Source organism: Acinetobacter sp. YH12064, assembly GCF_013419735.1.
In the GTDB taxonomy this organism is placed as follows: Bacteria; Pseudomonadota; Gammaproteobacteria; order Pseudomonadales; family Moraxellaceae; genus Acinetobacter; species Acinetobacter amyesii.
Map to the genome: position 1 here is coordinate 1 of NZ_VOZP01000021.1, position 26,984 is coordinate 26,984.

Annotated in this window: 26 protein-coding genes; 12 read left to right on the forward strand and 14 right to left on the reverse strand. The window is 41.2% G+C overall.

What is annotated here, in order from left to right:
- Positions 1 to 342 precede the first annotated feature (342 nt).
- Entirely contained in the window at positions 343 to 615 is a 273-nt protein-coding gene (locus FTU13_RS16260; protein WP_078194471.1) for a hypothetical protein, read from the reverse strand.
- Positions 616 to 839: 224 nt separating this feature from the next.
- On the opposite strand from FTU13_RS16260, the gene FTU13_RS16265 reads away from it, so the two are divergent.
- Positions 840 to 1,481 (forward strand): YitT family protein, encoded by a 642-nt coding sequence (locus FTU13_RS16265; protein ID WP_180108237.1) that lies wholly within the window; start codon positions 840 to 842, stop codon positions 1,479 to 1,481.
- A gap of 493 nt (positions 1,482 to 1,974) precedes the next feature.
- On the opposite strand, the gene tyrS is transcribed toward FTU13_RS16265, so the two are convergent.
- Entirely contained in the window at positions 1,975 to 3,207 is a 1,233-nt protein-coding gene (tyrS, locus tag FTU13_RS16270; protein WP_171263825.1) for a tyrosine--tRNA ligase, read from the reverse strand.
- Positions 3,208 to 3,270: 63 nt separating this feature from the next.
- On the opposite strand from tyrS, the gene FTU13_RS16275 reads away from it, so the two are divergent.
- Positions 3,271 to 4,398, forward strand: a complete 1,128-nt coding sequence (locus FTU13_RS16275; protein ID WP_180079211.1) for an anhydro-N-acetylmuramic acid kinase — start codon at positions 3,271 to 3,273, stop codon at positions 4,396 to 4,398.
- 99 nt (positions 4,399 to 4,497) lie between these two features.
- Here FTU13_RS16275 and FTU13_RS16280 read toward each other — a convergent pair whose 3' ends face one another.
- From FTU13_RS16280 to purE, 3 genes are all read right to left on the reverse strand, one after another.
- Entirely contained in the window at positions 4,498 to 5,784 is a 1,287-nt protein-coding gene (locus tag FTU13_RS16280; protein ID WP_180128856.1) for a lytic murein transglycosylase, read from the reverse strand.
- Between the two features lie 725 nt (positions 5,785 to 6,509).
- A complete protein-coding gene (locus FTU13_RS16285) occupies positions 6,510 to 7,631 on the reverse strand; it encodes a 5-(carboxyamino)imidazole ribonucleotide synthase (protein ID WP_078194467.1) in 1,122 nt (373 codons plus the stop codon).
- A 16-nt stretch (positions 7,632 to 7,647) separates the two neighbouring features.
- Positions 7,648 to 8,160, reverse strand: a complete 513-nt coding sequence (gene purE, locus FTU13_RS16290) for a 5-(carboxyamino)imidazole ribonucleotide mutase (RefSeq protein WP_078189531.1) — start codon at positions 8,158 to 8,160, stop codon at positions 7,648 to 7,650.
- 215 nt (positions 8,161 to 8,375) lie between these two features.
- Between purE and FTU13_RS16295 the strand changes: the two genes are divergently transcribed.
- Entirely contained in the window at positions 8,376 to 8,825 is a 450-nt protein-coding gene (locus FTU13_RS16295) for a hypothetical protein (RefSeq protein ID WP_180128858.1), read from the forward strand.
- 25 nt (positions 8,826 to 8,850) lie between these two features.
- On the opposite strand, the gene FTU13_RS16300 is transcribed toward FTU13_RS16295, so the two are convergent.
- Positions 8,851 to 9,189, reverse strand: a complete 339-nt coding sequence (locus FTU13_RS16300) for a DMT family protein (protein ID WP_078189529.1) — start codon at positions 9,187 to 9,189, stop codon at positions 8,851 to 8,853.
- 274 nt (positions 9,190 to 9,463) lie between these two features.
- Between FTU13_RS16300 and mpl the strand changes: the two genes are divergently transcribed.
- A complete protein-coding gene (mpl, locus tag FTU13_RS16305; protein ID WP_180128859.1) occupies positions 9,464 to 10,828 on the forward strand; it encodes a UDP-N-acetylmuramate:L-alanyl-gamma-D-glutamyl-meso-diaminopimelate ligase in 1,365 nt (454 codons plus the stop codon).
- A 59-nt stretch (positions 10,829 to 10,887) separates the two neighbouring features.
- On the opposite strand, the gene FTU13_RS16310 is transcribed toward mpl, so the two are convergent.
- The 3 genes from FTU13_RS16310 to FTU13_RS16320 all read right to left on the reverse strand — a co-directional run bounded on the left by FTU13_RS16310 (position 10,888) and on the right by FTU13_RS16320 (position 12,910).
- Positions 10,888 to 11,358 (reverse strand): BLUF domain-containing protein, encoded by a 471-nt coding sequence (locus FTU13_RS16310; RefSeq protein ID WP_180109492.1) that lies wholly within the window; start codon positions 11,356 to 11,358, stop codon positions 10,888 to 10,890.
- Positions 11,359 to 11,970: 612 nt separating this feature from the next.
- Positions 11,971 to 12,297 (reverse strand): GNAT family N-acetyltransferase, encoded by a 327-nt coding sequence (locus tag FTU13_RS16315; protein WP_257221586.1) that lies wholly within the window; start codon positions 12,295 to 12,297, stop codon positions 11,971 to 11,973.
- A gap of 307 nt (positions 12,298 to 12,604) precedes the next feature.
- Entirely contained in the window at positions 12,605 to 12,910 is a 306-nt protein-coding gene (locus tag FTU13_RS16320; protein ID WP_347269446.1) for a GNAT family N-acetyltransferase, read from the reverse strand.
- A gap of 132 nt (positions 12,911 to 13,042) precedes the next feature.
- Between FTU13_RS16320 and FTU13_RS16325 the strand changes: the two genes are divergently transcribed.
- Both FTU13_RS16325 and FTU13_RS16330 read left to right on the forward strand, forming a co-directional pair.
- Positions 13,043 to 14,236 (forward strand): sugar transporter, encoded by a 1,194-nt coding sequence (locus FTU13_RS16325; protein WP_180128860.1) that lies wholly within the window; start codon positions 13,043 to 13,045, stop codon positions 14,234 to 14,236.
- A 302-nt stretch (positions 14,237 to 14,538) separates the two neighbouring features.
- The gene (locus tag FTU13_RS16330; RefSeq protein ID WP_180128862.1) at positions 14,539 to 15,504 is read left to right on the forward strand and encodes a TerC family protein; all 966 of its coding nucleotides are present in this window, start codon (positions 14,539 to 14,541) and stop codon (positions 15,502 to 15,504) included.
- 65 nt (positions 15,505 to 15,569) lie between these two features.
- Here the strand turns inward: FTU13_RS16330 and FTU13_RS16335 are convergent, their stop codons facing one another.
- Entirely contained in the window at positions 15,570 to 16,142 is a 573-nt protein-coding gene (locus FTU13_RS16335) for a nucleotidyltransferase family protein (RefSeq protein ID WP_257226776.1), read from the reverse strand.
- 272 nt (positions 16,143 to 16,414) lie between these two features.
- Here FTU13_RS16335 and guaD point away from each other — a divergent pair, with 272 nt between their 5' ends.
- The 3 genes from guaD to FTU13_RS16350 all read left to right on the forward strand — a co-directional run bounded on the left by guaD (position 16,415) and on the right by FTU13_RS16350 (position 18,921).
- Positions 16,415 to 17,731, forward strand: a complete 1,317-nt coding sequence (gene guaD / locus FTU13_RS16340; RefSeq protein WP_111885705.1) for a guanine deaminase — start codon at positions 16,415 to 16,417, stop codon at positions 17,729 to 17,731.
- Positions 17,732 to 17,956: 225 nt separating this feature from the next.
- The gene (hpt, locus tag FTU13_RS16345) at positions 17,957 to 18,484 is read left to right on the forward strand and encodes a hypoxanthine phosphoribosyltransferase (RefSeq protein WP_078194457.1); all 528 of its coding nucleotides are present in this window, start codon (positions 17,957 to 17,959) and stop codon (positions 18,482 to 18,484) included.
- 179 nt (positions 18,485 to 18,663) lie between these two features.
- Positions 18,664 to 18,921, forward strand: a complete 258-nt coding sequence (locus tag FTU13_RS16350; protein ID WP_078189516.1) for a GlsB/YeaQ/YmgE family stress response membrane protein — start codon at positions 18,664 to 18,666, stop codon at positions 18,919 to 18,921.
- Between the two features lie 76 nt (positions 18,922 to 18,997).
- Here FTU13_RS16350 and FTU13_RS16355 read toward each other — a convergent pair whose 3' ends face one another.
- Both FTU13_RS16355 and dmeF read right to left on the reverse strand, forming a co-directional pair.
- Positions 18,998 to 19,696, reverse strand: coding sequence for a DsbC family protein (locus FTU13_RS16355; RefSeq protein WP_180128887.1), 699 nt, complete (start codon positions 19,694 to 19,696; stop codon positions 18,998 to 19,000).
- 116 nt (positions 19,697 to 19,812) lie between these two features.
- Positions 19,813 to 20,757, reverse strand: a complete 945-nt coding sequence (gene dmeF / locus FTU13_RS16360; protein ID WP_180133207.1) for a CDF family Co(II)/Ni(II) efflux transporter DmeF — start codon at positions 20,755 to 20,757, stop codon at positions 19,813 to 19,815.
- Between the two features lie 56 nt (positions 20,758 to 20,813).
- On the opposite strand from dmeF, the gene FTU13_RS16365 reads away from it, so the two are divergent.
- The 3 genes from FTU13_RS16365 (at position 20,814) to FTU13_RS16375 (ending at position 23,678) form a co-directional block, all read left to right on the forward strand.
- Entirely contained in the window at positions 20,814 to 21,080 is a 267-nt protein-coding gene (locus FTU13_RS16365) for a metal/formaldehyde-sensitive transcriptional repressor (protein WP_078194474.1), read from the forward strand.
- A gap of 115 nt (positions 21,081 to 21,195) precedes the next feature.
- A complete protein-coding gene (locus FTU13_RS16370) occupies positions 21,196 to 22,371 on the forward strand; it encodes an MFS transporter (RefSeq protein ID WP_257226775.1) in 1,176 nt (391 codons plus the stop codon).
- Between the two features lie 128 nt (positions 22,372 to 22,499).
- Entirely contained in the window at positions 22,500 to 23,678 is a 1,179-nt protein-coding gene (locus FTU13_RS16375; protein WP_180128866.1) for a hypothetical protein, read from the forward strand.
- 86 nt (positions 23,679 to 23,764) lie between these two features.
- Here FTU13_RS16375 and mnmE read toward each other — a convergent pair whose 3' ends face one another.
- Both mnmE and yidC read right to left on the reverse strand, forming a co-directional pair.
- On the reverse strand, positions 23,765 to 25,120 hold the full coding sequence (gene mnmE / locus FTU13_RS16380; RefSeq protein WP_180036053.1) for a tRNA uridine-5-carboxymethylaminomethyl(34) synthesis GTPase MnmE: 1,356 nt from the start codon (positions 25,118 to 25,120) through the stop codon (positions 23,765 to 23,767).
- 92 nt (positions 25,121 to 25,212) lie between these two features.
- Positions 25,213 to 26,979, reverse strand: coding sequence for a membrane protein insertase YidC (yidC, locus tag FTU13_RS16385; RefSeq protein ID WP_180103144.1), 1,767 nt, complete (start codon positions 26,977 to 26,979; stop codon positions 25,213 to 25,215).
- Positions 26,980 to 26,984 lie beyond the last annotated feature (5 nt).

Genomic DNA, 26,984 nt, shown 5'->3' on the forward strand with positions numbered 1-26,984 from the left:
GGTGCATTCTAGAGCATTTCAGAATCATTGCAACCCCCAATTCACTATATTTTTCACGTATGTATTTTTTATAAGCGTTTTTGCTAAAAAAATTGCACTTTTACCTATTTTTTAAGCATTTTTTATAAATATTTAGCAAATAGTCGATATTTAATTAAGTAAATTTCTTATATCTAGCAAATCTTTTTCAGCGCTTTTAAGTCTAATAAAAGTGACTTTGATTGTTTATTAATCATTAGTCTACTTTTCTGCCTCAAAGCACATCATTTTTTTCTGTCATCATATCGATTCAAGCTTTATAGACTTTTTTTAGCGTGCATTTTTATATTTCCCAGCATTCTTTTAACGTTCATATGCTAAATGTTGCATGACTTCCAAGATGACTTGTTGCTTTCCACGGAAATCTTCAGCAGAAAATAGCAGCTTTGCACGTCGAGGGAGTTGTTCTCGCACCAATGCAAATAGTTGGTACTGTGCTGCGATATCCAAATCATGTAATTGTTGCTGCGCCTCACAAAATAATGCTCGCTTATGCTGTGTGGTTTGGTAGTCAAATAAATATCTCAAGATTCGATCGATCTGTTCATCATGATTATCGGTATTGTAATACGCCATGTTGTTGCTCTTTTTTGATTTTTGACCATTGTTCCATAAGGCCTGTTTTTGCAAAAATCATTTTAATTACATGCTTAGTCATTTTTGCTGATAAAAATACAGCCTATTTATTTGAATAATCAATATTAACGATTACAGTCATAAAAAGCCACTATTTTTGGGCTTTAGACGCATAGAGCGCAGGCTGCATTTCACGTACACTCTTTTTATTTTTTAGGTGCAGGATGCCAACACAGTTTTTTCCACGCTTATTCTTACTATTAAGCGGATTAGGATTATTGGCTTTTGGTGTCGTACTCTCTATACATTCAAATTTAGGGACATCCCCTATTTCTTCAGTGCCCTACAGCTTTAGCTATATCTTTCCTCTCACCGTCGGCACATTAACAGTATTAATGCATATCGTCATGATCCTGCTGCAAATGCTGATCTTAAAATCACGCTTTCAGTGGATACAGTGGTTGCAATTACCCGTGGGAATTTTATTTGGTGCATTTATTGACGGTTTAATGTGGCTGACCCAAGGCTGGAGCATAGAAAGTTACCCACTTCAACTCCTGGCTTGCTTGGCAAGTTGCCTGATTACTGCTTTAGGTGTGAGCTTAGTGGTCAAAGCCAGTCTAGTCCTCTTGGCCGCAGAAGGCCTCTATCAAGCCATTGCTGTTCGTTATCGCCTTGATTTTGGCAACTGTAAAACCTATGGCGATATTCTCTTGGTCAGTATTGCGGTTATCAGCAGTTGGTTGGTCTTACATCAAGTCATCGGGGTACGTGAAGGCACCATTATTACCGCACTTTTAGTCGGGACTTTAGTCAAGCGGATCTTACCTAAATTAAGCTTCATTCAATTTGGCTCTAAACCCTAAAATAAAACTCAATGAACATCTGTCTAAGTAGAAACATTTTAAAGCTCGATTGAATCGGGCTTTTTTTTGGCGCGGTTAAAGTCTTTAATACAGAAATAAATGTGACTTTTGAAAGGAATAGCTCAATTTTACAAATAAAAAAGGGAAAGATCTCTCCCAAAATCTTTCCCTTAGAATTGAATCTTTAGTCGATCCATCGTGTAATTATTATAGTTATCTGTTTACTTCACTAAAAAAAGAGTCCCTTGGGGAAGAGACTTATAAAAAGTGGAGTTATCGTTATGTACCCTCTAGATGGTATATATCTCTCTAGATGAATAAATCTTATACATAAAATTCGAGAAATGCAACACATTTGGCAAAATTTAAGTGTTGTTTTTATAAGGGTTTTTTTGAATTTACTTATTTATATTATTAATATATTAATTGGTAAAAAAAAGCAGGCCGAAGCCTGCTTTTAATTCAATAACTTAACTAAAAATTCAATAATTTATTAGTCGGTAAAAGTTACTTTTGCGATCGCTTTTTTGCTCGCTTGGATGATCAAAGTTTTGTTTTCTGACACAGCATAACTTGCATCGACCACTTCCCAATCCACTTTCACTGCACCACGACCAATTGCATCTTTTGCTTGAGCTGCATTTTTAGTCAAACCCGCTTCACGCAAAATAGAAGTAATGAAAATCTCGCCACCAAATGCGCCACGAGAAATCGTTACTTCTGGTGTACCTTCTGGAAGTTCACCTTCAGTAATCAAGTTACCTGCGCCTTTGTGCGCATTTGCTGCAGCTTCTGCGCCATGGAAACGCTCAACCAATTCAAGTGCAAGAATTTTCTTCACTTCTTGTGGGTTACGACCTTCAGCCACTTCTTTAAGCAACTGTTGAATTTCTTCAATCGATTTAAAGCTCAACAAGTCAAAGTAACGTTCGATCAAATCATCTGGCATTGACAGCACTTTTTGGTACATCGCACCCGGTGCATCAAATACAGCAATATAGTTACCCAAAGATTTAGACATTTTATTTACGCCGTCTAAACCTTCAAGAATCGGCACAGTAATGCACACTTGAGATTCTTGGTCATAACGGCTTTGTAATGTACGACCCATCAGCAAGTTAAAGGTTTGGTCTGTACCACCCAGCTCTACATCTGCTTCTAGCGCAACTGAGTCATAACCTTGCACCAATGGATATAAAAATTCGTGAATCGCAATTGGTTGATGGCTGTTATAACGTTTAGTGAAATCATCACGTTCCAACATACGTGCCACAGTTTGCTGTGAAGCTAACTGAATCAAGTCAGCAGCAGTTTTTTGACCAAACCACTCTGAGTTGAACACAACTTTAGTTTTCGCAGGGTCAAGAATCTTAAATACTTGTTCTTGATAAGTTTTAGCATTTTCTAAAACTTTTTCACGAGACAACGGTGGACGTGTAGCGCTCTTACCCGTTGGGTCACCGATCATGGCTGTATAGTCACCAATCAGGAAGTAAACCTCATGACCTAAATCTTGGAAAACTTTTAATTTATTAATCAGAACCGTATGACCTAAATGTAAATCAGGTGCAGTCGGGTCAAAACCCGCTTTAATTTTTAATGGGCGATTCTGCTTTAATTTCTTAAGAAGATCTTCTTCAGAAATAATCTCATGTGTGCCTCGTTGGATGAGGGCAAGTTGTTCTTCAGCCGGCAGGAAATTTGACATCACAAAATCCAAATAGATCAGTTATACAATTTGTGCGATATACTAACACTTTTTCAGCACATTGCAGGCTTAAGAATCATCATGACAGCGATCTACATTGGGGTAATGACCGGCACGAGCATGGATGGTGTCGATATTGTTGCTGCTTCTTTTGATCCTTTAGAGATTCATGCGACGCTCACACTTCCCTTTGACCCAGACCTTCGTGATGAACTGATGGCCCTCACCTTGCCTGATGATAACGAAATTGATCGCATGGGTAAGGCAGACGTTGCTTTAGCTCAAATGATCGGTCATGGCATCAATGAGTTGATCGAGAAGAATGAGCTAGATCGTAGTCAAATCAAGGCGATTGGCTCACATGGTCAAACCATCCGCCACCGTCCTGAACATGGTTTTACCCTGCAAATTGGCGACCCCAATATTATTACCGAACTCACTAAAATCCCTGTGATTTCAGACTTCCGCCGCCGTGATATGGCTGCAGGTGGTCAAGGCGCACCTTTAGTTCCTGCGTTTCATCAAGCGCTTTTCCAACATGACACCATTCACCGTGTGATTTTAAACTTGGGCGGAATTGCCAATGTTAGCATGTTGCCTGCAGGTCAACCTGAAGCCGTGTATGGCTTTGATACAGGTCCAGCTAACATTTTAATGGATGCTTGGTGCGAACGTTATACTGGTCAGCCCTATGATGAAAATGGGAACTGGGCAGCTTATGGTCAACCTATTCGCAGTCTGCTCGACCGCTTACAAGCACATGAGTTTTTCTCTAAAGAACCACCTAAAAGCACAGGTCGTGAAGACTTCAATCTTGAATGGTTAGATGAACAGATTCTCGATTGGCGTGGAGATCTCGAATATGACGAACTTGAAGATACGCCAGAAAACATTCAAGCAACCTTAATGAAACTCACCACACGTGCCATTAAAAAAGCCATTTACCGTTCTGATATGGATACTGGTGAAGTCTATGTATGCGGTGGTGGTGCATACAATTCGCACCTATTAGAGCAACTGCGCTGGCGTTTACGTAAACATGAATGGACGGTACAAAGTACCGCAGATTTAGGCTTAAGCCCAACATGGGTGGAAGCCACAGCCTTTGCTTGGTTGGCGATGCGCTTTGTCAATCAGCTTAGTGCAAATTTACCAAGTGTGACTGGTGCTGCTGGCTATCGTATCTTAGGTACAATCACTGCGGTTTAAGAGTCAAAAACATATAAAAAAGGTCTGCAATTACAGACCTTTTTTATATAGACAAGCTTTTATATATATTGACTACTATATAAAAAGCATAGCTCAAACTTAATTCATCATTGCCTTGGCATGCTCATTACGAAATGCCCGTAAAATCTGCTGTCCCGCCCGACCTGTTGGACTTAAACCCAGTCGATTTTGCTCTTGTCGAATTGCTTGACGGGTTTTATCTCCAATTAATCCATCAACTTTACCGATGTCATAGCCGCGGTTAAGTAAAAATTGTTGAATCTCACGTCGTTCCGCACGTGAAGTCCCAGGATCATCGGTTGGCCATGTCGTACTAAAGCCACCCTTGCCTTGCAAGCGATCGGATAAATGCGCAATCGCTAATGCATAACTCTCTGCGGCATTGTAGCTATAGATTGCATCGAAATTTTTAAACACCAAGAACACAGGCCCACTTGCCCCAGCCGGTGCCATTAAACCTGCTTGCCTCGATCCAGAAAGGTTACCTTGTATTAACGGTGTACCATCGGCACGCTGCAAACCACGATTCATCCAGCTGTCCAAGGATTTTTTATTACGGCGACTTTCACCACTGATCGACATTCCTTCGGGAATTTTTACTTCAAAGCCCCACGGCTGACCAGTTTGCCAACCACGCTTTTTCAGGAAGTTGGCTGTAGATGCCAACGCATCCGTGGTACTCGACACCAAATCACGGCGGCCATCACCATCAAAATCCACGGCCAGTTCTTCATAGGTACTCGGCATAAATTGGGTATGACCAAATGCACCTGCCCATGAACCTTTCAATTGAGATTCATTTAAATCACCACGCTGCAAAATCCGCATGGCTGCAAAAAACTCGCCACGGAAATAGCTTTGACGGCGTCCTTCACAACTTAAAGTGCCCAATGACTGTAATAAAGGATAGCTACCCGCAATATCACCAAAATTACTCTCCACACCCCAAACCGCGACCACGGTTTCAGCAGGCACACCATAAGCTGCTGCGACACGGTTTAATACATCACGATGCTGCGCCAATTTCTGCTGACCCAGTTGTACACGCTCTTCATCTACCAGACCGGACAGATAGTCCCAAATCGGAGTTGAAAACTCAGGCTGATAGTTGAGCTTTTCAATCACAGAATAATCAGGTGTTAAATTTTGTGTATAGCGATCATAAGTGGATGCACTCACACCAGCATTCATTGCTTGCGAGCGCAAATTGGCTAAACAACCTTGAAAGTTATTTTGTGGTGAAATGCTACTTGTTGCAGGCATGCTCGACGAATTGACAGACTGACCATTAATAATCAACTCGGCATTTGCCTGAGTTATTGCCAATAAAGCAGTCCCGAAAACAAATCCTAAGTGATGCTTCATACCCTAGATCTTTTTTGAATTTAAATTGTTGCTTTAACAATAGCAGCTCAAAGCAAAAGTTAAAGGTTCAAAACGTAAATTTAAATTCATATTTTCTACTTATTTAAATTCATTTTTAAAATTTGAATTCAAAAGTAGTTATCCACAACCCAACTTTAAATTCATTACAAACCAAACACCAATTTAAATTTAAATTCAAAACTTTTAAATTTAAAGATAAATTAGGTGCATAAAAAATTATCCACAAATGCAAAATGGGGTAAAAATTCATTTTTATTATTAATAATCAAAATATTATAGGTTTTAAAATATACTCCCCATAGATCCAATAAGTCTGAGCAACTTTTAAATTCAAATTTTAAATTTAAACACGGCGAAATGAATTCATTTTTCAAATTTGAATTCATAAACTTTGAATTCATTTTTTTCGTATAGGATTTTTTGAATTCAAATTCATAGTTTGAATTCAAAAACACAATTTAAATTCAAAACGCTTTGGTTATTTTTGATTTTGATTCACACATCACAGGCTATTGATACACAAAAAATCATACGAAGATTAACGCAGAATATTTATAAACGAACGAACACTTTATGATCAATAGTTTCTTATCGTTTCAGCGATAAACGGTGTGATTTTGCAAAGAGGCGCAATGATGCCCGAACTACAGCAATAAAAAAAGCGGCCATGTGCATGACCGCTTTTTTATCATTCAAACACAGGTTTAAATGGTCATATCTTCGCTAAGTGCCAGTGGATTCGGCAAAATTTTCGCCAAAGCACGGCATAAAGCTGTTAATTCAGCAGTATCGTTCGGCATTAAAGTGATGTGACCGATTTTGCGGCCTTCACGCTCTGTTTTGTTATACAGATGCAAATGCGCGCCATTCAGTGCCAATACATCTTCAGACTTCGGATGTTGACCAATGATGTTTACCATGACCGTTGGACGAACAACTTCAGTCGAACCCAAAGGTAGGCCAGCTACAGCACGAATGTGGTTTTCAAATTGTGAACACACTGCGCCTTCAATCGACCAATGCCCCGAGTTATGCACACGTGGCGCCATTTCATTGGCATATAAGCCTTTATCTGTCACAAACAGCTCTAGCGTCAAAACACCGACATAATTCAAATGATTGAGCAGGCGAGTAATGTAGTCTTGCGCAACTGGTTGTAAGTCTGCGCTGTTTGGCGCAGGCACAATCGAATGCGACAAAATGCCGTTGTGGTGGTGGTTTTCCGCCAATGGCCATGTTTTCACATCACCATCTTGACCACGCACCGCAATGATTGAGACTTCACGTGAGAAGGTTACAAAGCTTTCCGCGATCAATTCACCTGCAGGGCCTAGTTCAGCCCATGCTTGATCCATTTGCTCAGCGCTACGTAGCACAAATTGACCTTTACCGTCATAACCGCCACGCGATGTTTTCAGTACGATGGGTAAACCCAACTCAGCAACAGCAGCTTGTAAACCCTCGAAAGATGTCACGGCCTTATAAGGTGCAACTGGGATAGCCAATTCATCAAACAAAGCCTTTTCGGACAAACGATGCTGTGCAATCGCTAAAGCTTGGCGCGGTGGGTGCAATGCTTTGTTCTTGGTCAACACATCAACATCTGCTAACGGAGTATTTTCAAACTCTAAGCTGAAAACATCTGCGCTCTGAATGAAATCTTGCAAACCATTTTCAGCTTGAGTCGAAATCACTGGACCCAGCGCTGCAGAAGGGCACTCAGTACTCGCTTCAAAGAAGGTGCATTGAATGTTTAAAGGCAATGCCGCTTGCGCCATCATGCGACCCAACTGGCCACCACCAAAAATACCAATGGTTTTATCCATGAGAAATGCCCCTTAATTAAGCTTGACCCGGAATATTTTTACTCGCCACTTTATCGGTTTGCGCAGCGCGGAAATCTGCAACATTTTTTGCGATTTCAGGACGCGTTAAACCTAAAATTTGTGCCGCCATGATCGCTGCATTGGTCGCACCCGCTGGGCCAATCGCCAAAGTACCAACTGCAATACCTGCTGGCATTTGCACGATAGACAGTAATGAATCCACGCCGTTTAAAATTGATGATTTTACCGGTACACCAAGTACAGGTAGGTCAGTCTTGGCTGCACACATACCTGGTAAATGCGCTGCACCGCCAGCACCGGCAATAATCACTTGAATACCACGATCACGTGCGGTTTCAGCATATTCGAATAATCGATCTGGAGTTCGGTGTGCAGATACAACTTCCGCTTCAAATGGGACGCCAAGCTGTTTCAGCATATTGGCAGTGTTTTCTAGCGTTGCCCAATCCGATTGAGAACCCATGATAATTCCAACGAGAGGAGTGTCTTGTGAAGCGGCCGCATTCATTGCAATGTTTCCAGAGATTAAAGTAAGAGAGAGTAAATCTCGACTAGAGCCAAGCTTTAATAAGAGCCCCATATTATAGACTGAAAATTCATCTCAATAAAATTTAACGGTTGTCTTTAAAAGAAAACTCCATAATATTTTGATGAAAATATTTTTATTTTTTTCAATTTTATAAAAACTTTTATTAAATCAATATTTATAACAACACTTTAAATATGAAACAGATGTTTATCCTACTTACTCTAGCCCTAAGCTCTCAAAGTTTTGCCCAACTCGTTCAACTCAATACGAACCAATTTGTGAAAGAATTTAACCTTTTACAGCAACAAAAAGACTATAACGGCCAAATTAAGAGTAATGGCTACATCCACGAAAAATTTTTAGTCACCGGAAAATCGATCATTGATGAACGTGAGCCGGTCAAGATGACAGGCTATTACAAAGCAGATGATGGCCGCGATAAAATGTATTCAATTTCAGAATATCGTGTGTATTGCGATGACCAAAGCTATGGTTTTGCTCTCATGAACTTTGAAGCAGACGGTCAAATGACTGTACTGACCAGTGAGAGTGATTATGCCTTTGACTATGAAGATCCCACTCCACGAGACCGTGAGTTTAGTAAAGTCCTCAAAAATGCCTGCAAACACGCCTCACCTAAATGATCAGCCCCATGCGGTATTGAATCAATTAAGCACTGCGAAATACAAAATAGACACATCCAAAAAGGCATAAACCTGCCCACAAATAGTCCAACTTAAAGGGTTGTTTAAAAAGGAAAATCATAAATGGAACAAAGACCAAGAGCGTCACGACTTCTTGTGTGATTTTCATTTGGCCCAATGACCACCCATGTTTGGCCAACAGTCGCGTTGCTGGAATCATAAAACTGTATTCGAGTAACGCGATCGCCCATCCAAATAAAATCGCTTGCCAAAGCGGTGCATCATGTAAAAACTTCAAATGCCCATACCAGGCCAAAGTCATAAAACAGTTGGAAATAATCAATAAAAACAGGGCAAGTGACATAAGCAATCAAGATCGCAAAAAATTGCGCTTATTGTACGTTTTTCATCATGATTTCGCGCCTATTTTCCGTGTTTTTATCCTCAAGAAAATTGCGTACATTTGATCAGTTACGTGCTCAATCTTTTTGCACGATCTCATACAAAAAAATCTATCTTTTCGCTAAGACCCTTGCTATGGTTGCTCTCAAATGAAATTAACCTTTTCAACCAAATCTATAATGACAACACCACAATAACAAAGTGATGTGTCGATAAAAGCAGTGGAGTTAGAACGAATGCATCTGCATATCTTGGGTATTTGTGGCACCTTTATGGGTTCATTGGCGCTCTTGGCGCGTGATTTAGGACATAAGGTGACGGGTTCAGACCAAAACGTTTACCCACCAATGTCTACCCAATTGGAAAATGCAGGCATTACCTTAATGCAAGGCTATGACCGTAGCCACCTTCAACCACACCCAGATCTCGTGATTGTCGGCAATGCCATGAAACGTGGTATTGATGCTGTGGAATACATGCTGAACGAAGGCCTACCTTATATTTCTGGCCCACAGTTCCTTGCAGACCACGTCTTACAAGGCAAACATGTGTTAGGTGTTGCAGGCACCCATGGTAAAACCACAACCACAACCATGCTCGCTTGGGTACTCGATCAAGCAGGTTTAGAACCAGGCTTTTTGATTGGCGGTGTACCATTGGGTTTCACTGAGAGTGCACGTTTAGGCGGTGGAAAATACTTCTGTGTTGAAGCAGATGAATACGATTCTGCATTCTTCGATAAACGTTCTAAGTTCGTGCATTATCATCCAAAAACGGCGATTTTAAATAACCTAGAATTTGATCATGCCGACATCTTCGATGACTTGGCAGCGATTCAAAAGCAATTCCATCATCTAGTGCGTACTATTCCAAGTGAAGGCCGTATTATTGCGCCCATTACCGAAACAAATATTGATGAAGTCTTGGAAATGGGCTGTTGGACATCTGTAGTGCGTACTTCTTTAGATGCCAATGACAAATCTGAACTGTATGCCGAACAATTGTCTGCTGACGGTTCACATTTCAAAGTGCTTCAGCACGGTGTAGTGAAAGGCGAAGTGAAATGGAACATGACTGGGCAACACAGCGTAGCCAATGCTTTAGCAACCATTGCTGCGGCTGAACATGTCGGTGTTTCGATTGAAACGGCGTGTGAGGCGCTTTCGAACTTTGGTGGTGTAAAACGTCGTATGGAGCTTTTGGGTACCGTACGTGGCGTTGAAGTTTATGACGACTTTGCACATCACCCAACTGCAATTGATACCACACTGGAAGGTGCACGTAAGCGCTTGGGTGAACGTAAGCTTTGGGCGGTAATCGAACCACGTTCTAACACCATGCGCATGGGTAGCCATAAAGATGGCCTTGCACATTCTGCACGCTTAGCGGATGAAGTGATTTGGTATCAACCTGAAGGTTTGGATTGGGATCTACAGCCTGTGATTGAAGCTGCTACGAATAAAGCTGTGGTGGCTCGTTCACTGGATGACATCATTCAAACCATCGTAAGCGAGGCAGGCGAGGGCGATGCTGTGGTGATTATGTCGAATGGCGGTTTTGGTGGTTTACATCAGAAGTTGATCAGTGCATTAAAAGCCTAAACCCACTAGATAAAATAAAAAAAAGCCCGCTGCGCGGGCTTTTTTTATTCACACTCAGCTTAAAAATAATGCTGATAGCCTCGGTTTTTATAGCCTAAATCCAGCTTAACCGGCTGTTCAACATTCTCTAATCTTAACAATGTCGTTAAAAACGCCTGAATTTGTTCTAGATTGAGCACGTCGGGTTGAAAGCTTGAATGTCCAAAGCGCTGAAACAAACTAGCAATTTCACTATGTCGGTTGACATATTTCATCGACCATTTTGAAAAATCGATTTGATCAATATTTTGATCAGGATAACGCACAATATCCCGATGGCGAGTATCTTTCGCAATATGCTGAAAAAGCTGTTCGAGAGCCGCTTGCTCACCTTGCAAGCATTGGAAGAACCGGCCTTCGGCATAGTACAGCACGCCAAAAATACGCTGTTCGGTATTGAAGCTGCGGGCTCTCACCAAAATATCACTTAAATCTTGTATTAAATCAAATTGTTGTTCTACACGTGTACTGGCATAACAAAGTTGTATCATTGTGTTTATTCTTAAAGTATTTGCACGATTTTAACGTAGAAAGTTCTACAGGATGAGTAAATATTTGTATATTTTTTAATCAAATGTGCTTTTTAACTTACAACAGAAAACCAAGATCACGTATACCGATATCACCTTCATTTTTTTAAACTTATACATATTAAAACAATGAAATTATTTCCATTTGAAGATGAATAAAGAGGCCGACCATGCTTAAAAATTTACTCATTTTTTTATCGATCACTTGTGTATATTTTGCTGCTTTGATCATACTGAATAATTTTGGCGTTTCAGATTTTTTTAATGTCGTTATTTGCTCATTTATTTTAGGAATAACACTGCGTACTGCGATTCCTCACTATCTCATTTATTTACTAATGATGATGACTATTGGCAGTATTTATTTTGTACTGAATGACTTTGCATTATTAAATATCATGTGTTTAAGCTTATTTTTAGGGATATCAAGCTGCTCGATCTTATTGCAGTTTTGGCCAAATCTTTTCAAAGCACCTTCAACGCTGTTAAAATTAAAGCTCAATTAAATACAACTTAGCTTTTAAATTTTTTAAAAAATTCATAATGATAGAAAAGCCCGCATGGCGGGCTTTTCTAGGCTTGAACATCGGCAAGGGTTTTATCTCTACGAAACATCACATCAACATAAGAACAAGTAGGAATAATCTTTAAGTGTTTATCACGAGCGAATTCCACCAAATGATCCAATAACACTCGAGCCATCCCTTGCCCACGCAATGAGTCATCTACCCACGTGTGATTTGCCACAATGGTATGTTCATCACGCCATAGATAACTCATTTCTGCAAGGCGTACACCCTCAGCATTTAACTGAAAAAATTCACCTTTTTGACCATTATCTTGATGTTGCATAGTCACTGTTTTTTCTTCCTTTTTATGAAAAAATACACCGTGTAACAAACGAGAAAGTGATTGGTACAGAACTTAAACAACCTATATTCAACTGTAGGTGATAATAAATCCGTACACCTTTCACATTAATTAAAAAACAATTAAATCACACTTGCCGGATATTTTTATTATGGACCTTTATCTTGTCGCTATCTTTGTATTACTGATTGCTGCAGCATGCTTGGTTGTATCGCTGTATAAATCACGATCTTAATTCAAGTTCACAACTAGATTTCAAATAAAAACAGCCTGATTGCAATACCATCAGGCTGTTTTTTATTTATCCAAATGATTAATCCACATCACGCTGAACAATTTAGCGTAGAACATCACGAATCGATTCATCTTTATCAAATACAGATTTTGCAAAAGGGCAGAGTGGAATAATTTTCACGTTTTTTTCCCGAGCAAAATTCACTGCTGCATCGAGGAGATGTCGTCCAACACCTTGGCCTCGCAAGCTATCACTGACATCGGTATGATCAATAATAAATTTATCATCGCCTGCCCATGAGTAAGTCATCTCTGCCAAACGCTCTCCATCTTGCTCAACAAAGAAAGCTCCTTTTTTTTGATCATCATCTTGTTGTACAAACATCTTAAATTTCCTCCATTTTTTTATAAATTGGCATGTAATGCAGGTCAACTCTGTTGTTTTTGTATTAATTTAAACCGCATGTACAGGGCTTAAATCGGTTCCTGCTTGTGTATAGAGCATAGTAAAATATGCCACTTTTTTTATTTGAAGACACTCATGTCTGCCTCTCCCTCCGAAACGGCTTCTTCTGGCTCTTGGACGGCTGTGATTGCTTTGGCTTTCGCAGCATTTATTTTTAATACCACTGAATTTGTACCTGTCGCGTTGCTCAGCGATATTGGCAAAACATTTAGCTTAGCCGCGACCCATGTCGGCATCATGATTACGCTGTATGCATGGGTGGTTGCGCCGATTTCTTTGCCGATCATGTTATTGACCAAAAATATTGAACGTCGATCACTCCTGATTTGCTTATTTATGGTGTTTATTATCAGCCATGTTCTGTCGTATTTCGCATGGAGCTTTAATACTTTATTGCTCAGTCGAATTGGCATTGCTTTCTCGCATGCACTTTTTTGGTCCATTACTGCGTCGCTGGCAGTTCGTGTTGCGCCGAAAGGCAAAGAATTTCAGGCCTTGGGTCTTTTGGCCACAGGCACAGCTTTGGCAATGGTTCTCGGTATTCCGTTTGGGCGGATGGTTGGAGAAGCCTATGGTTGGCGAAATACCTTTGCTCTGATTGGCATTGGCGCCAGTATCGTATGCCTGATTTTAGCCAAAACGCTGCCAATACTGCCGAGTTTGAACTCAGGTTCACTGAGCAGCCTAAAACAGTTTATTCACCGTCCAAGCTTAATGATGGTCTTTGCATTAACCATTATCGTCATTAGCGCGCAATTTACTGCATATAGCTATATCGAGCCGTTTTCACTTAACATTGCTGCGTTCAGCTCCATGCAAACCACAGCCTTGTTATTAATCTTTGGTGCAGCAGGCTTTCTGGGTTCTTATCTGTTCGGGAAATTTGGTGGAAAATATCCTAAAGTTGCGATTCCTTTGAGTACGGGCATACTGGCTTTATCGATGGTGCTGTTGCTGCCTGTTTCTTTGAGTTTTGCAGGTGTGAGTGCGGTGTGTTTATTGTGGGGCATGAGTATCATTGGATTTAGTCTCGCATTACAGTCAAAGACGCTGCATCTCGCATCCGATGCCACAGATGTCGCCATGGCTATCTATTCAGGACTTTATAATGTCGGCATTGGCGGTGGCGCACTCTTGGGCGGCATGGTCAGCGTACATTTCGGTTTGAGCTATATTGGCGTGATCGGAGGAATCATCGCGGTGATCGGCACACTTTTAGCCTTAGCGTTGGTACAACGTGGTGATTTTAATCCTCCCATGGCACATTAAATGAATTCGTAAATTGCTGATTGCACTTTGAACTAAAAACTGTCATGCTTTGCCGCATATTTGGACAGTGTCCAAAACAAAATTTGAACAAGGGGAGTAGCCTCCTCCAAACGTAAACCTTGTTTTACGTGTCAGAATATCGTCATTACACTTTGCAAAAAGTCGGTATCTGAGCATCGCTGCTGAAAATCATTACAGTACGATGTAGGCAAGACCTTGATCATGTTGTCTCAGGCGTTTTATTTCGTCTGGCAACTGGTCGAGGTTTTTTTATGGCTGGTTGTTAGATGTGGAGAATACACATGGAAACGATTGGCTCTTTATGGCTATATCTGGCATTTTTCGGTTTAGTCACCATCATGCTACTCATCGACTTTTTAGGCTTTAAAAATAACAAAGGCCAAGAAATCAAAGTCAAAACCGCTGCCTATTGGAGTATTGCATGGGTCTCTGTGGCTACCTTATTCGGTGGTGCATTGTGGCTCTACTTACAGCAAACCGCTGGTGTCGCTGTTGCAAACACCAAAGTCATGGAATATTTCGCTGGTTATCTGCTCGAAAAATCACTTGCAATTGATAACGTTTTTGTCTGGCTCATGATCTTTGCTGCCTTTGCCATTCCACCTGCTTTGCAGCGTAAACTGTTGCTCTACGGTGTCCTCGGCGCAATTGTACTGCGTACCATCTTTATTTTTATTGGGGCATGGTTCGTTCAAGAATTCTCTTGGGTGCTGTACTTCTTCGGTGCGTTCTTGGTGTATACCGGCTTTAAATTCCTTAAAGGCCAAGACGAAGAAGATAAAGATATCGAAGATATGGCGATTTTGAAGTGGCTACGTAAACACATGCGTATTACCCCTCAGATGCATGAAGATAAATTCTTTGTTCGTCAAAATGGTGTCTTATGGGCAACGCCGCTTTTTTTAGTATTGATCTTGGTTGAAGCATCGGACGTCATTTTTGCGGTGGACTCAATCCCAGCGATCTTTGCGGTTACCTCTGACCCGTTCATTGTACTGACGGCAAACTTAATGGCGATTTTAGGTCTACGTGCTATGTTCTTCCTCTTGTCAGGTGCTGCATCGAAAATGCATTACTTACCATATGGTCTAGGCATTATCCTGGTGTTTATTGGCGCTAAGATGCTATTGCTCGATGTGTTCCACATGCCAATTTGGATTTCACTCGGCTTTATTGTGGTGACCTTAACCATCACCGCGTGGTTATCGATCCGACACAGCAAGAAGCACAATGAAACCATGCTTTAAAACACTTAGATGATTAAAAGCCTTCTTTCGAGAAGGCTTTTTTTATTCTGTAGCAAAGCCATGAGCTAAGCTTCAGGCGTCATCAAGAGTTTGAGTTTCGGCCAGCGGTGTAAAAATTGTTTTTGCTGCACACGCTGCAAAAAAGTCGCCTGACTGACTAAACGTGGGTTCCAGCGGACATTTAATTCAAATAAATCATCTAAGCCCAAAGGAGCAATCAGCTGTATTTGCTGTTGATCATCCAATTTAACAGCGATGGCAGTAGCAGTTTCTGGCCACAACGATAGGGCATGCTCAATCGACTTGAGCGCCTGTATCGGCTCACCATTTTCCAAGCGATACCACTGGTGTACTGTCGCTTGGTTGGTAACATCCCAATGAATGTGAGGAAAATTCAACTGCATCTGTTGTTGGATCTTGTGACCCTGTGTTCCATCATCATGTTCAGCATAATAAATCACATCCACTTCTGTGCCTTCCAGTACATAGAGTTGTTGATGTCGCTGTGACCAAATCAAATTACGAACCACGCCTGCGGCCAAATAAGCCTGTGTATCTATGGCATACAGGGCATGTAAAATCTGCATGATGCCTTGATGCTGAAGCAGGTTATGCTTTAATTGGTCTGAATAGCTCATGTTCACTAAAGGGTTCATTATCGTTTTTTAAAGGGCGCTCTTGAGATCAATATAGCAAGCGTTGCGACTCATGGTCTTTATTCATTCATCGATGTAATGTATACAGCTCAATGCTTTTGTATTATTCAAATCAAATACAATGAACAAAAAAACAGAATCACTTATAAACAACTGTTCTATTTTTTAGAACACATTTTCACAATTACTCTAACGGTATTTTGAACCAAATTGGGCTACAATCAACCGAAAAAATTCTAAACTGCAGGTATGTCATGTCTTCTGTTATCGCATCTACAGCGATCCGTGGTCGCTTTCTAGATATTCAGAATACAGTTGCCCAAGCACGTGAAATTCACGACCAAGTGCGCTATTTCGAAGATGGTTTGCTAATTACGCAAGCCGGAAAAATTCAATGGTTCGGTCCATGGTCTGAGGGCCAACACCATCTCCCAGATCAGGTTGAAGTACAGCATTATTCCGATCAATTGATTGTTCCGGGTTTCATCGATACCCATATTCATTATCCACAAACGGAAATGATGGGGGCTTATGGTGAACAGCTACTGGAATGGCTCGATACCTATACCTTTCCAACTGAAATCCAATTTGAAGATCCGGCTTATGCAGAGCAAATTGCACAGTTCTTTGTAAACGAGTTACTCAAAAACGGAACCACAACAGCTCTTGTTTTTTGTACCGTTCATCCACAATCGGTCGATGCTTTATTTAAAGCTGCAGAACAGCATCAGATGCGCTTAATTGCCGGTAAGGTCATGATGGATCGACATGCCCCTGAAGCATTATGTGACACCGCGGAGAGTGGCTATAACGACTCCAAAGCACTCATCGAAAAGTGGCATGGCAAGGGCCGTAACCTGTATGCCATCACGCCTCGCTTTGCCCCAACCTCAACGCCTGAGCAATTGGCACGGGCAGGGGAGCTAAAAGCCGAGTATCCTGATGTTTATGTGCATACGCATTTGAGTGAAAATAAAAATGAAATCGCGTGGGTCAAATCATTATTCCCTGAGCAAAACGGCTATTTGGACGTTTATCATCATTATGGTCTGACCGGATCACGTTCCGTGTTTGCGCACTGCGTGCATTTGGAAGATGCCGAGTGGGAGTGTATGCATCAGACCAACTCTGCAATCGCGTTTTGTCCAACCTCGAACTTGTTCCTAGGCAGTGGTTTATTTCCATTAAAGAAAACATGGGAAAAACAGGTGAAAGTCGGCTTAGGCACAGACATTGGCGCAGGCACCTCATTTAACCAACTACAAACCATCAATGAAGCCTACAAAGTTCAACAACTTCAAGGCGATAAACTGTCCGCATTTGAAGCGCTGTACCATGCCACTTTAGGGGGAGCAAAAGCCTTAGATCTAGAGGACAAACTTGGAAACTTTGATTTGGGCAAAGAAGCAGATTTTGTGGTGCTCGATTTAAATGCCACGGCTTTACAAGCCTTACGTCAACAACGTGCCAAAAATCTGGAAGATGCTTTATTTGCCCTCATGCTGATGGGTGATGATCGTAATATCCATGCCACCTATGTGTTTGGACAATGTGCGTATGTCAAAGCATAAAACGGCTCGACCGAGACGAAAAACAGCGTTGAAAATTGGACTGATTGCCGTCGCTTGTTTGTGCTTACTCAAGCGTGACAGCACTTCCAAGAAAAACTGATTACATTTTCAACGGCAAAAAAGATGCATCTGCGAGCCAGATGTATTAAAATTGGTTCATCTTTAGAGGTGTTGCAAGTCAACACCTTTTTTATTTTTTTGATTTGCTTTTTTAGGTATCTACCCATGTCTGTTCAAATGAGCGTACTGATTTCCACTGAAGAAATTCAAGCTAAAGTGAAAGAGCTTGGCGCAAAAATTGATGCACACTATGCTAACAGCGACAAAGAGTTGGTGTTAATCGGTCTTTTACGCGGTTCTGTTATTTTTATGGCTGACCTTTGCCGCGCAATTTCAAAACCGCATGAACTCGACTTCATGACCGTTTCAAGTTATGGCGGTGGGACCGTATCTACTCGTGATGTAAAAATCTTAAAAGACTTAGACGGCGACATTAAAGATAAAGATGTCTTGGTGGTTGAAGATATTATCGATTCAGGAAATACCTTAAGCAAAGTTTTAGAAATTTTACAGACGCGCAATCCAAATTCAATCGAGCTTTGTACTTTGGTTAGCAAGCCTTCACGTCGTGAGATTGAACTCGAAGTGAAATTTTTAGGTTTTGAAGTCGAAGATAAATTTATCGTAGGTTATGGTCTGGACTATGATCAAAAATATCGTCACATTCCATTTATTGGCGAAATTGGTCTCTAAGCAAGATCAGATACTTAAGAGTGGCCTAAGGCCACTTTTTTTTACTTTTCTGGCTATTTCAGAACAAAAAAACAACAGTTTTTTGCATGTTTAGGCTGTAGCTCAGCTTAGTTTTGATTAAAGATAAAGATTGAATATGTCGTAAAAAACAAATACATGATAACAAAAGGAGAGTTACTATGTGGTCACTCATTGTTGCGATTGTTGTTGGTTTTATTGCTGGTTTAATTGCACGTGCGATCCATCCTGGAGATGACAAAGCCGGTTTCATCATGACCACCATTCTCGGGATTGCAGGTTCTTTACTTGCGACCTATGGCGGACGTTTATTAGGTCTGTATGGAGAAAATTCTGCTGCAGGATTTATCGCTTCCGTCATTGGTGCAATCATCGTGTTGTTTATCTATAACCTTGTAACGAAAAAAACCCGCGTCTAATTTTTATAGCACCATTAAAATACCCGCCTATAGACGGGTATTTTTTTTATATTTTATTCATGCCGTACAGCTGAAATTATTTGATCTCTTTTAACATCGATTCTAATTCAGCAGCAGGGTAAGCACCGGTTAAGATCGAACCGTTGGCAAAAACGATTCCCGGTGTACCACCTAGTTTTAAGCTTTTAGCTAATATTAAATTTCGATCAATCGGGTTTGCACAACTTTTCGCTGACTTCGGTTGAATTCCCTTATTGATTAAATTATCCCAGGCCATAGCAGGGTTTGACTCACAAAAAATCTGCTTCGATGGCGCCAACGACTGCGGTTTTATCGCTGTGACAAAAGTATAAATGGTCACATCATTGAGTTTTGCCAGTTCTACTTCAAGCTTCTTACAATATGGGCAATTTGGGTCAGAAAAGATCGCGATTTGGCGCTTCCCATTCCCCCTGACTGTTTTAATCGCATCTTGTAATGGAAGTTTATTCCACTCAGTTTTTTGCTGACTGAGGATCAATTGTTTGGTCAGATTTTTTTGATCTTTTAAACGAATCATAGAACCTGCGATCACATAATCCGCATTTTCACTCAAATACAAAACTTGATCTTCAACAAAGCCACTATATATGCCCGGCATTTCGGTACTTTGAATATTTTCAATTTTTAAACTAGGGTGCTTTTCTGCCAAGAGCTTTTGAACCTGTGCTACATCCGCCAAAGCAAAAGTCGAAAGGGTGGTACTCAACGCCAACGCACATATTTTTTTCAACATAGACCGAACAACTTCAACATTTAATTGATTCAGCATTCTAAGCCTTAACAGGTGAAAGTCTTGGGCTTTTTTCAGTTCATTACGCAATAGCTACATGCCGTTTCACGTGGAACATATTAAGCTGCATCAGGTGAATTAATTTCAACAGACACATGTACAATTTCTTCATGAATCGACAGCGCTTGACGCACTTCATCGGCGCTCAATGCCTGACTGGTTTCTAAAGCAACAATACATGAAAACTGACCTTTACCCACTTTCCACACATGTAAATCGGTCACATCGACGTCGACAGGCAATTGCATTAAAACCTCTCGAATCTCATCAACGACAGGGTGATCCATTTCCGCATCCAGTAATGTTTGTCCTGTTTCTTTCATCAAGCCAATAGCCCACTTACCGACTAGCACTGCACCAACAATCCCCAATAGCGCATCTAAAAATCCCCAGCCCATCCATTTTCCAGCAAATAAAGCCACAATGGCCAACACTGAAGTCACCGCATCAGCAACTACATGCATGAAGGCTGCTTTCTGATTGAGGTCGTGATGATGATCATGCTGCTCCTCATGGCTATGATGGTGATGGTGATGGTGATGGTGATGGTGATGGTCATCATGCAATAACCAAGCACAGATCAAGTTCACCATTAGACCTAAAATCGCAATAGGGATTGCTTCGTTATAATGAATTTGGACCGGGTTGAATAAGCGTTCCACCGAATGAAAGGCCATAAATGCAGCAACGACCATCAATAATATCGCGCTGCTATAGCCCGCTAAAATTTCAATTTTCCAAGTCCCAAAGCTAAAACGAGCGTCTTGGGCATAGTGGCGTGCAGCACGATAGGCAAAATAGGCCAAGCCTAATGCCAACATATGTGAACTCATATGCCAACCATCAGCCAATAATGCCATCGAATTAAAAATCCATCCGCAAATGACTTCTAACAACATCATGACTGCCGTTAAAATAGTGGCAATTAAGATCCGTTTTTGTGCGAGTGGATTACCTTCATCAAATTGATGATGATGAATTCGGATGGATGGGGAAGTTTTCATTAGGTTCTATGCTTAAATATACTCCCCCATAGTATATTTATTTTCGGGAGAAAGTGTTGAGTCATTTACATCAGGACAAAAAGATTTTAAATCGGGTTAAACGTCTACAAGGTCAGGTCAATGCGGTCGAACTGGCTTTACAGCAACCCGAAGCAGGGTGTATCGAGGTTTTACAACAGGTTGCGGCCATCAAAGGTGCTGTAAATGGATTAATGAATGAACTCATCGAAGCACATTTACGCCATCATGTATTACCTCAAGATGCTGAAATCAATGAAGCAGAACTGGAAGAATTTGTAAAACTGCTTAAACGCTATGGATAAAGTTACAACTGCGATTTGACCATGGAAAACAATCGGCATTAAACTGAGCACATATTTCCTTCTTTCTCATGCAGCACAATATTGACCCTATTGACTGTACCTCTGCGACTTTAAAATGACCATATCTCCCTCTTGGCGACCGTTCATCATGGTGAGCCTTGCACTCTATATGGGCACTATTGGTACAGCGCTAGCTAGTCCTCTGTATCCCATTTATCAGCAACTTTGGGGACTGCTGCCGAGTCATATCACCTATATCTTTGTTGCCTACATGTTTGGTTGCCTAGCGACCTTGCTGTTTTTAGGTCGTACCAGTAACAGTTTTGGTTTTTTAAGAACCCTGCAAATTGGTATGGCATGCATCATCTTAGGTTTAAGCTTATCGGTGTTTGCCAGTAATGCGCTGTGGTTATCTATCGGTCGCTTTATTATCGGCATTGCCTCGGGTTTAATTAGTACCTCAGCTATGCTTGGCTTGGTCTATACCATTCCTGAACCGCATAAAAATAATGCTCCACAGTTGAGTTCAATCATTACCGTGATTGGTTTTGGTCTTGGCCCATTTATTGGTGGAGTGATTGCCCAATTTTCGGAACAGCCTTTAGTCACCCCTTATATCCCTGTGATCTTTGGGGGTTTGGCGTGTCTAATAGGGTTATTTTTTATTCGCACACCGAATTTTGAGCCCCAGCCTTTTTCAGTGGCACCACATTTGGAATTGCCTGAAAAGCGTGATCATTCACGATTTTATATCGCCGGACTAACTGCCTTTTGTGCCTTTGGCTCTTTTAGCTTATTTGCATCACTCGCACCCTCTTTCGTTAAAGATGCAATCCCATGGCATGGCCCTTTGGTCAGTGGTAGTGCCATTGCAAATATCTTGCTGGTTTCCGCTGTCGTGCAATTTATGGCGAAATCGATTCCTTCTGCAAAATGTGTCAATGCCGGCTTAATGGTGTTAATACTGAGCTATGCGCTCCTTGCGCTATGTATGACCCAACATTGGAGCGCATTGTTTTTTATTAGCGATATTTTAGTGGGTGTCGGGCATGGTCTGGGGCTTTTAGGCGCATTTGGCTTAGTTCATCAAATGACCAACAATCAAAACCGTGCTGCGGTGATCTCGACCTATTTGTTTATCGGATATTTAGGAACCATTATTCCAATTATTGCAGCCGGCTATTTATCTGATCATTTCGGCTTGATCGTCGGTGTTTTAGGTTTCTGTATTGGCGTAGGCTTATTGTGTATCGGCTTATTGTTTTGGCACCGTAGTCTGAACACCAATTAACTACTGAAATTATTCAAGAAGCATCTTGTATCGAATGTTTCTTTAACCCAAAAACAATTAAAAAACCCTATAAAAATCAATTAAATTAAATTAAGATCTTGTCTGATGTGATTCAAAAATTTAAAAAAATGCTAAAAATTCAATGTCAAATTAACACTGCGGATAATCAAATCATCGCCAGCAGTGAATATGGGAATATTCACTATAGTTTACCATTTGAATCCTTACCGCAATTAGAAACCTATGATTTTATTGTTTGGGGCTTTTTACCGATTGCCATGCGCCTTGGCATCCCGCTGCATGTAGAAGGACCTATTTCAATACAAACCCTCCACTCCGCACGGGAGGTTTCAACGGTCTGGGCCGCTTGGTTACCTGATTTATATCAACCAGTCATGCTCAGTGCTGCATCGATTATCCAAACACCACAGGCAAACCAAACCACTCAAAATTTAAGCTTTTTTAGCGGTGGGATTGACTCCACTTATAGTACATACAAAGCTTTTCTTGAAAATGGGCAAGATTCTGATTGTCTCACTGTGCATGGAATGGATTATAAATTTGATGACCATGAAAAATTTCAGGCCTTAATGGATCAGACCCATGACTTTAGAAGCCAAGTTTTTAAGCAAAGTCGCGTGGTAAAAACCGATGCTTACGCGCTATACAGTAAATATGGCTGTAACCCTAAAGGTTCACATGTCACACATATCTTTTCGCTGTTTTCCTGCGCTTCGATTTTTGAACATTACCAGCAATATCGAATTTCAGCCGATTATCGTTTAGATCAACAATTATTCGTTCATCCCTATGGCTCAAATACGGCATCCAACCGATTGATGAAGAATCGATCCGGGGCATTAATCACCCTTGACGATGATGTCACGCGATCTCAAAAAACCGCATTTTTAAGCCAATCTGACTTAGATTTACAAACCCTGTCGATTTGTGTGGACTATAGGGCTCGACCAAAAAATTGTGGTCAATGCAGTAAATGTATGCGCACCAAAGCCATGTTTTATGCCACCAGCCCCGAAATTCCCGATATCTTTTTAGATCGTCGCTTTGAAAAACAGTGGTATCAATCCATTCCATTAAGTTCAAAAATCAATCGTGCTTTTTTAATTGATATTTTGTCAGCGGTCGAAGAATCCTCGCAACAGCAACAATTTCCAGACTATGCAACACTCAAAGTCAAAGTTGAAGCCGCATCGAAAAGAGCAGCGATCAATCCTTTTTATGGGATGAAAATGAAAGATGTGCTGAGATCGATCTTTAAAATCATTTTTGGCTCAAACCCAGGCTAAAGGGATGCAAAAAAAGCACGATGTTTTCGAACATCGTGCTTTGGATGGATATTTCAATGGATGAAACGAGGAGCTCAATCGTTTTATTACTTGCCAATACAGAATGATCCAAAAATCTTCCCGAGTAAATCATCCGCACTAAAGTCACCCGTAATTTCACCTAAAGCATTTTGCGCCAACCGTAGAGACTCGGCTACCAACTCACCCGCATGATAAACCACCAACTGCTCACGTGCTTCTGCAAGATAGCGCTGAGTGCGCTTCATTGCGTCTAAATGGCGTGTTCGAGCAATAAAGGTATCTTCCTCTGGTTGAAAGCCTGCATGCGCTGTAATCGCATCAATAAGCGCTTGAACGCCAGTTTCTTGTTTAGCCGAAACGCGAATATGTCGAAAACCGTTTAAATCGGTAATTTCCGCGGTAGATCCCGTCAAATCGCATTTATTACCAATCAACATCAAACGCTTCGGTTCAATATGATCAGCAAAGTACGCTTGAGCCAATTGTAGTGGATCTTCGCCCTGACTTAAGTCATAGACCAAAAGTAACAAGTCAGCTTGCTCAATTTCTTTAATTGCGCGACGAATCCCTTCTTTTTCGACGATATCACCGGTTTCACGTAAACCTGCAGTATCGGTCAAGGTAATTGGCAAACCATTGAGGCTGATTTTTTCATGTAAAACATCACGTGTCGTACCCGCAATATCCGTCACAATCGCACGTTCAACACCCGCCAAAGCATTGAGTAGCGATGACTTACCTGCATTGGGTTTACCGGCAATCACCACTTGTAAACCTTCACGTAGTAACTGACCTTGACGGGCAGATTGCTGCACAGCATGGACCGAGCTTGCCACTTCATCCAATAAACCCAAAATCTTACCATCCGCCAAAAAGTCGATTTCTTCTTCAGGAAAATCAATCGCTGCTTCCACATGCAAACGCAAATGGATAAGTTTTTCTAACACCGTATTGACCTTGCTCGAAAAAGCACCTTGTAATGAACGTACCGCAGAACGCGCAGCAGCTTGTGAGGTGGCATCAATCAGGTCGGCAATCGCCTCGGCTTGCACCAAGTCCATTTTGCCATTTTCAAAGGCGCGCATTGAAAATTCGCCCGCTTTTGCAGCAATAGCACCCAATTCAAGTAAGCGTGCCAATAATGCATTTTGAATAACGGGGCCGCCATGACCTTGAAGCTCCACCACATCTTCACCCGTAAAAGAGTGCGGATTTGGAAAGCAAATCACCAAACCTTCATCCATGATTTCATTCGATGCATCATAAAACTTACGGAAACCAGCAAAACGTGCTTCTGGTAAGGATTGCTGCGTTAATGCTTCTGCAATGGCATAAGATTTGGGACCAGACAGGCGAATCACGCCGACACCACCACGACCCGGCGGTGTGGCAATTGCTGCGATGGTGGTTCGGTTTAACATAAAATTCACCTAAAAATTTTCAAACGACAGATAAAGAAAAATCCGCCTAAGATTACCATCTTAAGCGGATTTATTCAGCCCATCAGCAATGCTTAGTTTGCTGAGTCAGCCGCTTCACGTTTTAAACGTTCTTTTTCAACAGATTTGTTAATCAAACCTTGTTGAAGAATAGTAATACTGTTGTTACAGATCCAGTAAAGCACAAGGCCCGCAGGGAAGAACAACATAAATACCGTAAAGATCACTGGCATGATTTTGAAGACTTTCGCCTGCATTGGATCAGCCGGTTGTGGGTTCAAACTTTGCTGAATAAACATGGTTAAGCCCATTAATAGCGGCAAAATAAACCACGGATCCATCGCAGATAAATCTTGAATCCAACCTAACCATGGCGCATGACGAAGTTCAACAGACTCCATCAATACCCAGTACAAAGCAAGGAAGATCGGCATTTGGAGCAATAACGGCAAGCAACCTGATAGTGGGTTTACTTGTTCACGTTTATACAATGCCATCATTTCTTGCGAGAAGCGCATACGGTCTTCACCGAACTCTTCTTTCATGCGTTGCATTTCAGGTGCAATCACACGCATTTTCGCCATAGAGCGGTAGCTCTTCGATGACAAAGGCCATAAGATCAGTTTCACCAGAATGGTCAATAGAATAATTGACCACCCCCAGTTACCCACTAAACCGTGGAAAAACTCAAGACCGACAAACAATAATTTCGCAATTGGCCATAACCAACCATAGTCTACTGTTTGGTTTAAACCAACTGCCAATTCTTTTAATTCAGATTGGATTTTTGGACCTGAATAGAACGTTGCATCTACTTCTGCCACAGTTCCTGCAGGAACATTAATTGCAGGTGATGTGAACTGAATGATGTTCATATCATCAGTAGATTTACGTGACTCAAGTTTCGCAGCATACGGTTGACCATTGGCTTGCGTTAATTTGATCTGTCCAGGAATCCACGCGCTCACGAAGTAATGCTGAACCATTGCAACCCAACCGCCAGTTGCTTCAACATTCAATTTCTCTTCATTAAAGTTAGCAAATTTAAGCTTGTTGTAATGTTCTTCAGGCGAACCCCATGCACCACCAAGGAATGTACCTAAAGTGAAAATACCTTGATCAGATTTACCCGGATCTTCAGAGTTGTCGCGTTTAAGCTGACCAAACATCTGACCTTGCCAGTTCTGAGCACTGCGGTTCACGATTTTATGATTCACGACAACAGGGTATTCACCTTCAGTGAAGTTAAAGGTTTTAATAACCTCTACTCCATCTGCTGTTTTATAAACCATTGGTACTGACAAAACTTTTGCTGTTTGGCCATCTTTACCCTTCACAGCTTTTGCGTCATTTAACGTATATAAAGATTTTTCAATCTCATAGGTTGGACGTCCTTTCGGATTGCTGTCAGGGCCATTAAGACCAATTAAGCCAGACTGAGCAACATAAGTACGTTTTGCATCGCTTTCAAGCATTACAAATGGTTCGTCGCTGTCTTTATTTTTGTCATGATTGAGTAATTCAATACGAACAATATCGCCACCCTTTGGATTAATCCAAAGATGGTAAAGGTCAGTTTGTACTGAAATTAACTGTTGACTAACAGGTGCAGTGGCATCTGTTGTTTGTTGTGTAGCAGCATTATTTGCTTGCGGCACATCAGTAGCAGCCGTAGCTGTCTGGCCATTTGGCAAATCGGCAGATACTTCATGCGTTACCACCGCAGCATTTTGCTGAGGTTTTTGTTCCGCATGTCCATAATCTTTCTGCCAAGCCAAAATGAGCAAATATGCGACAACAAACATGGCCCCTAGAATTGCAATCCTGGCCCATTGTTGCATAGGTA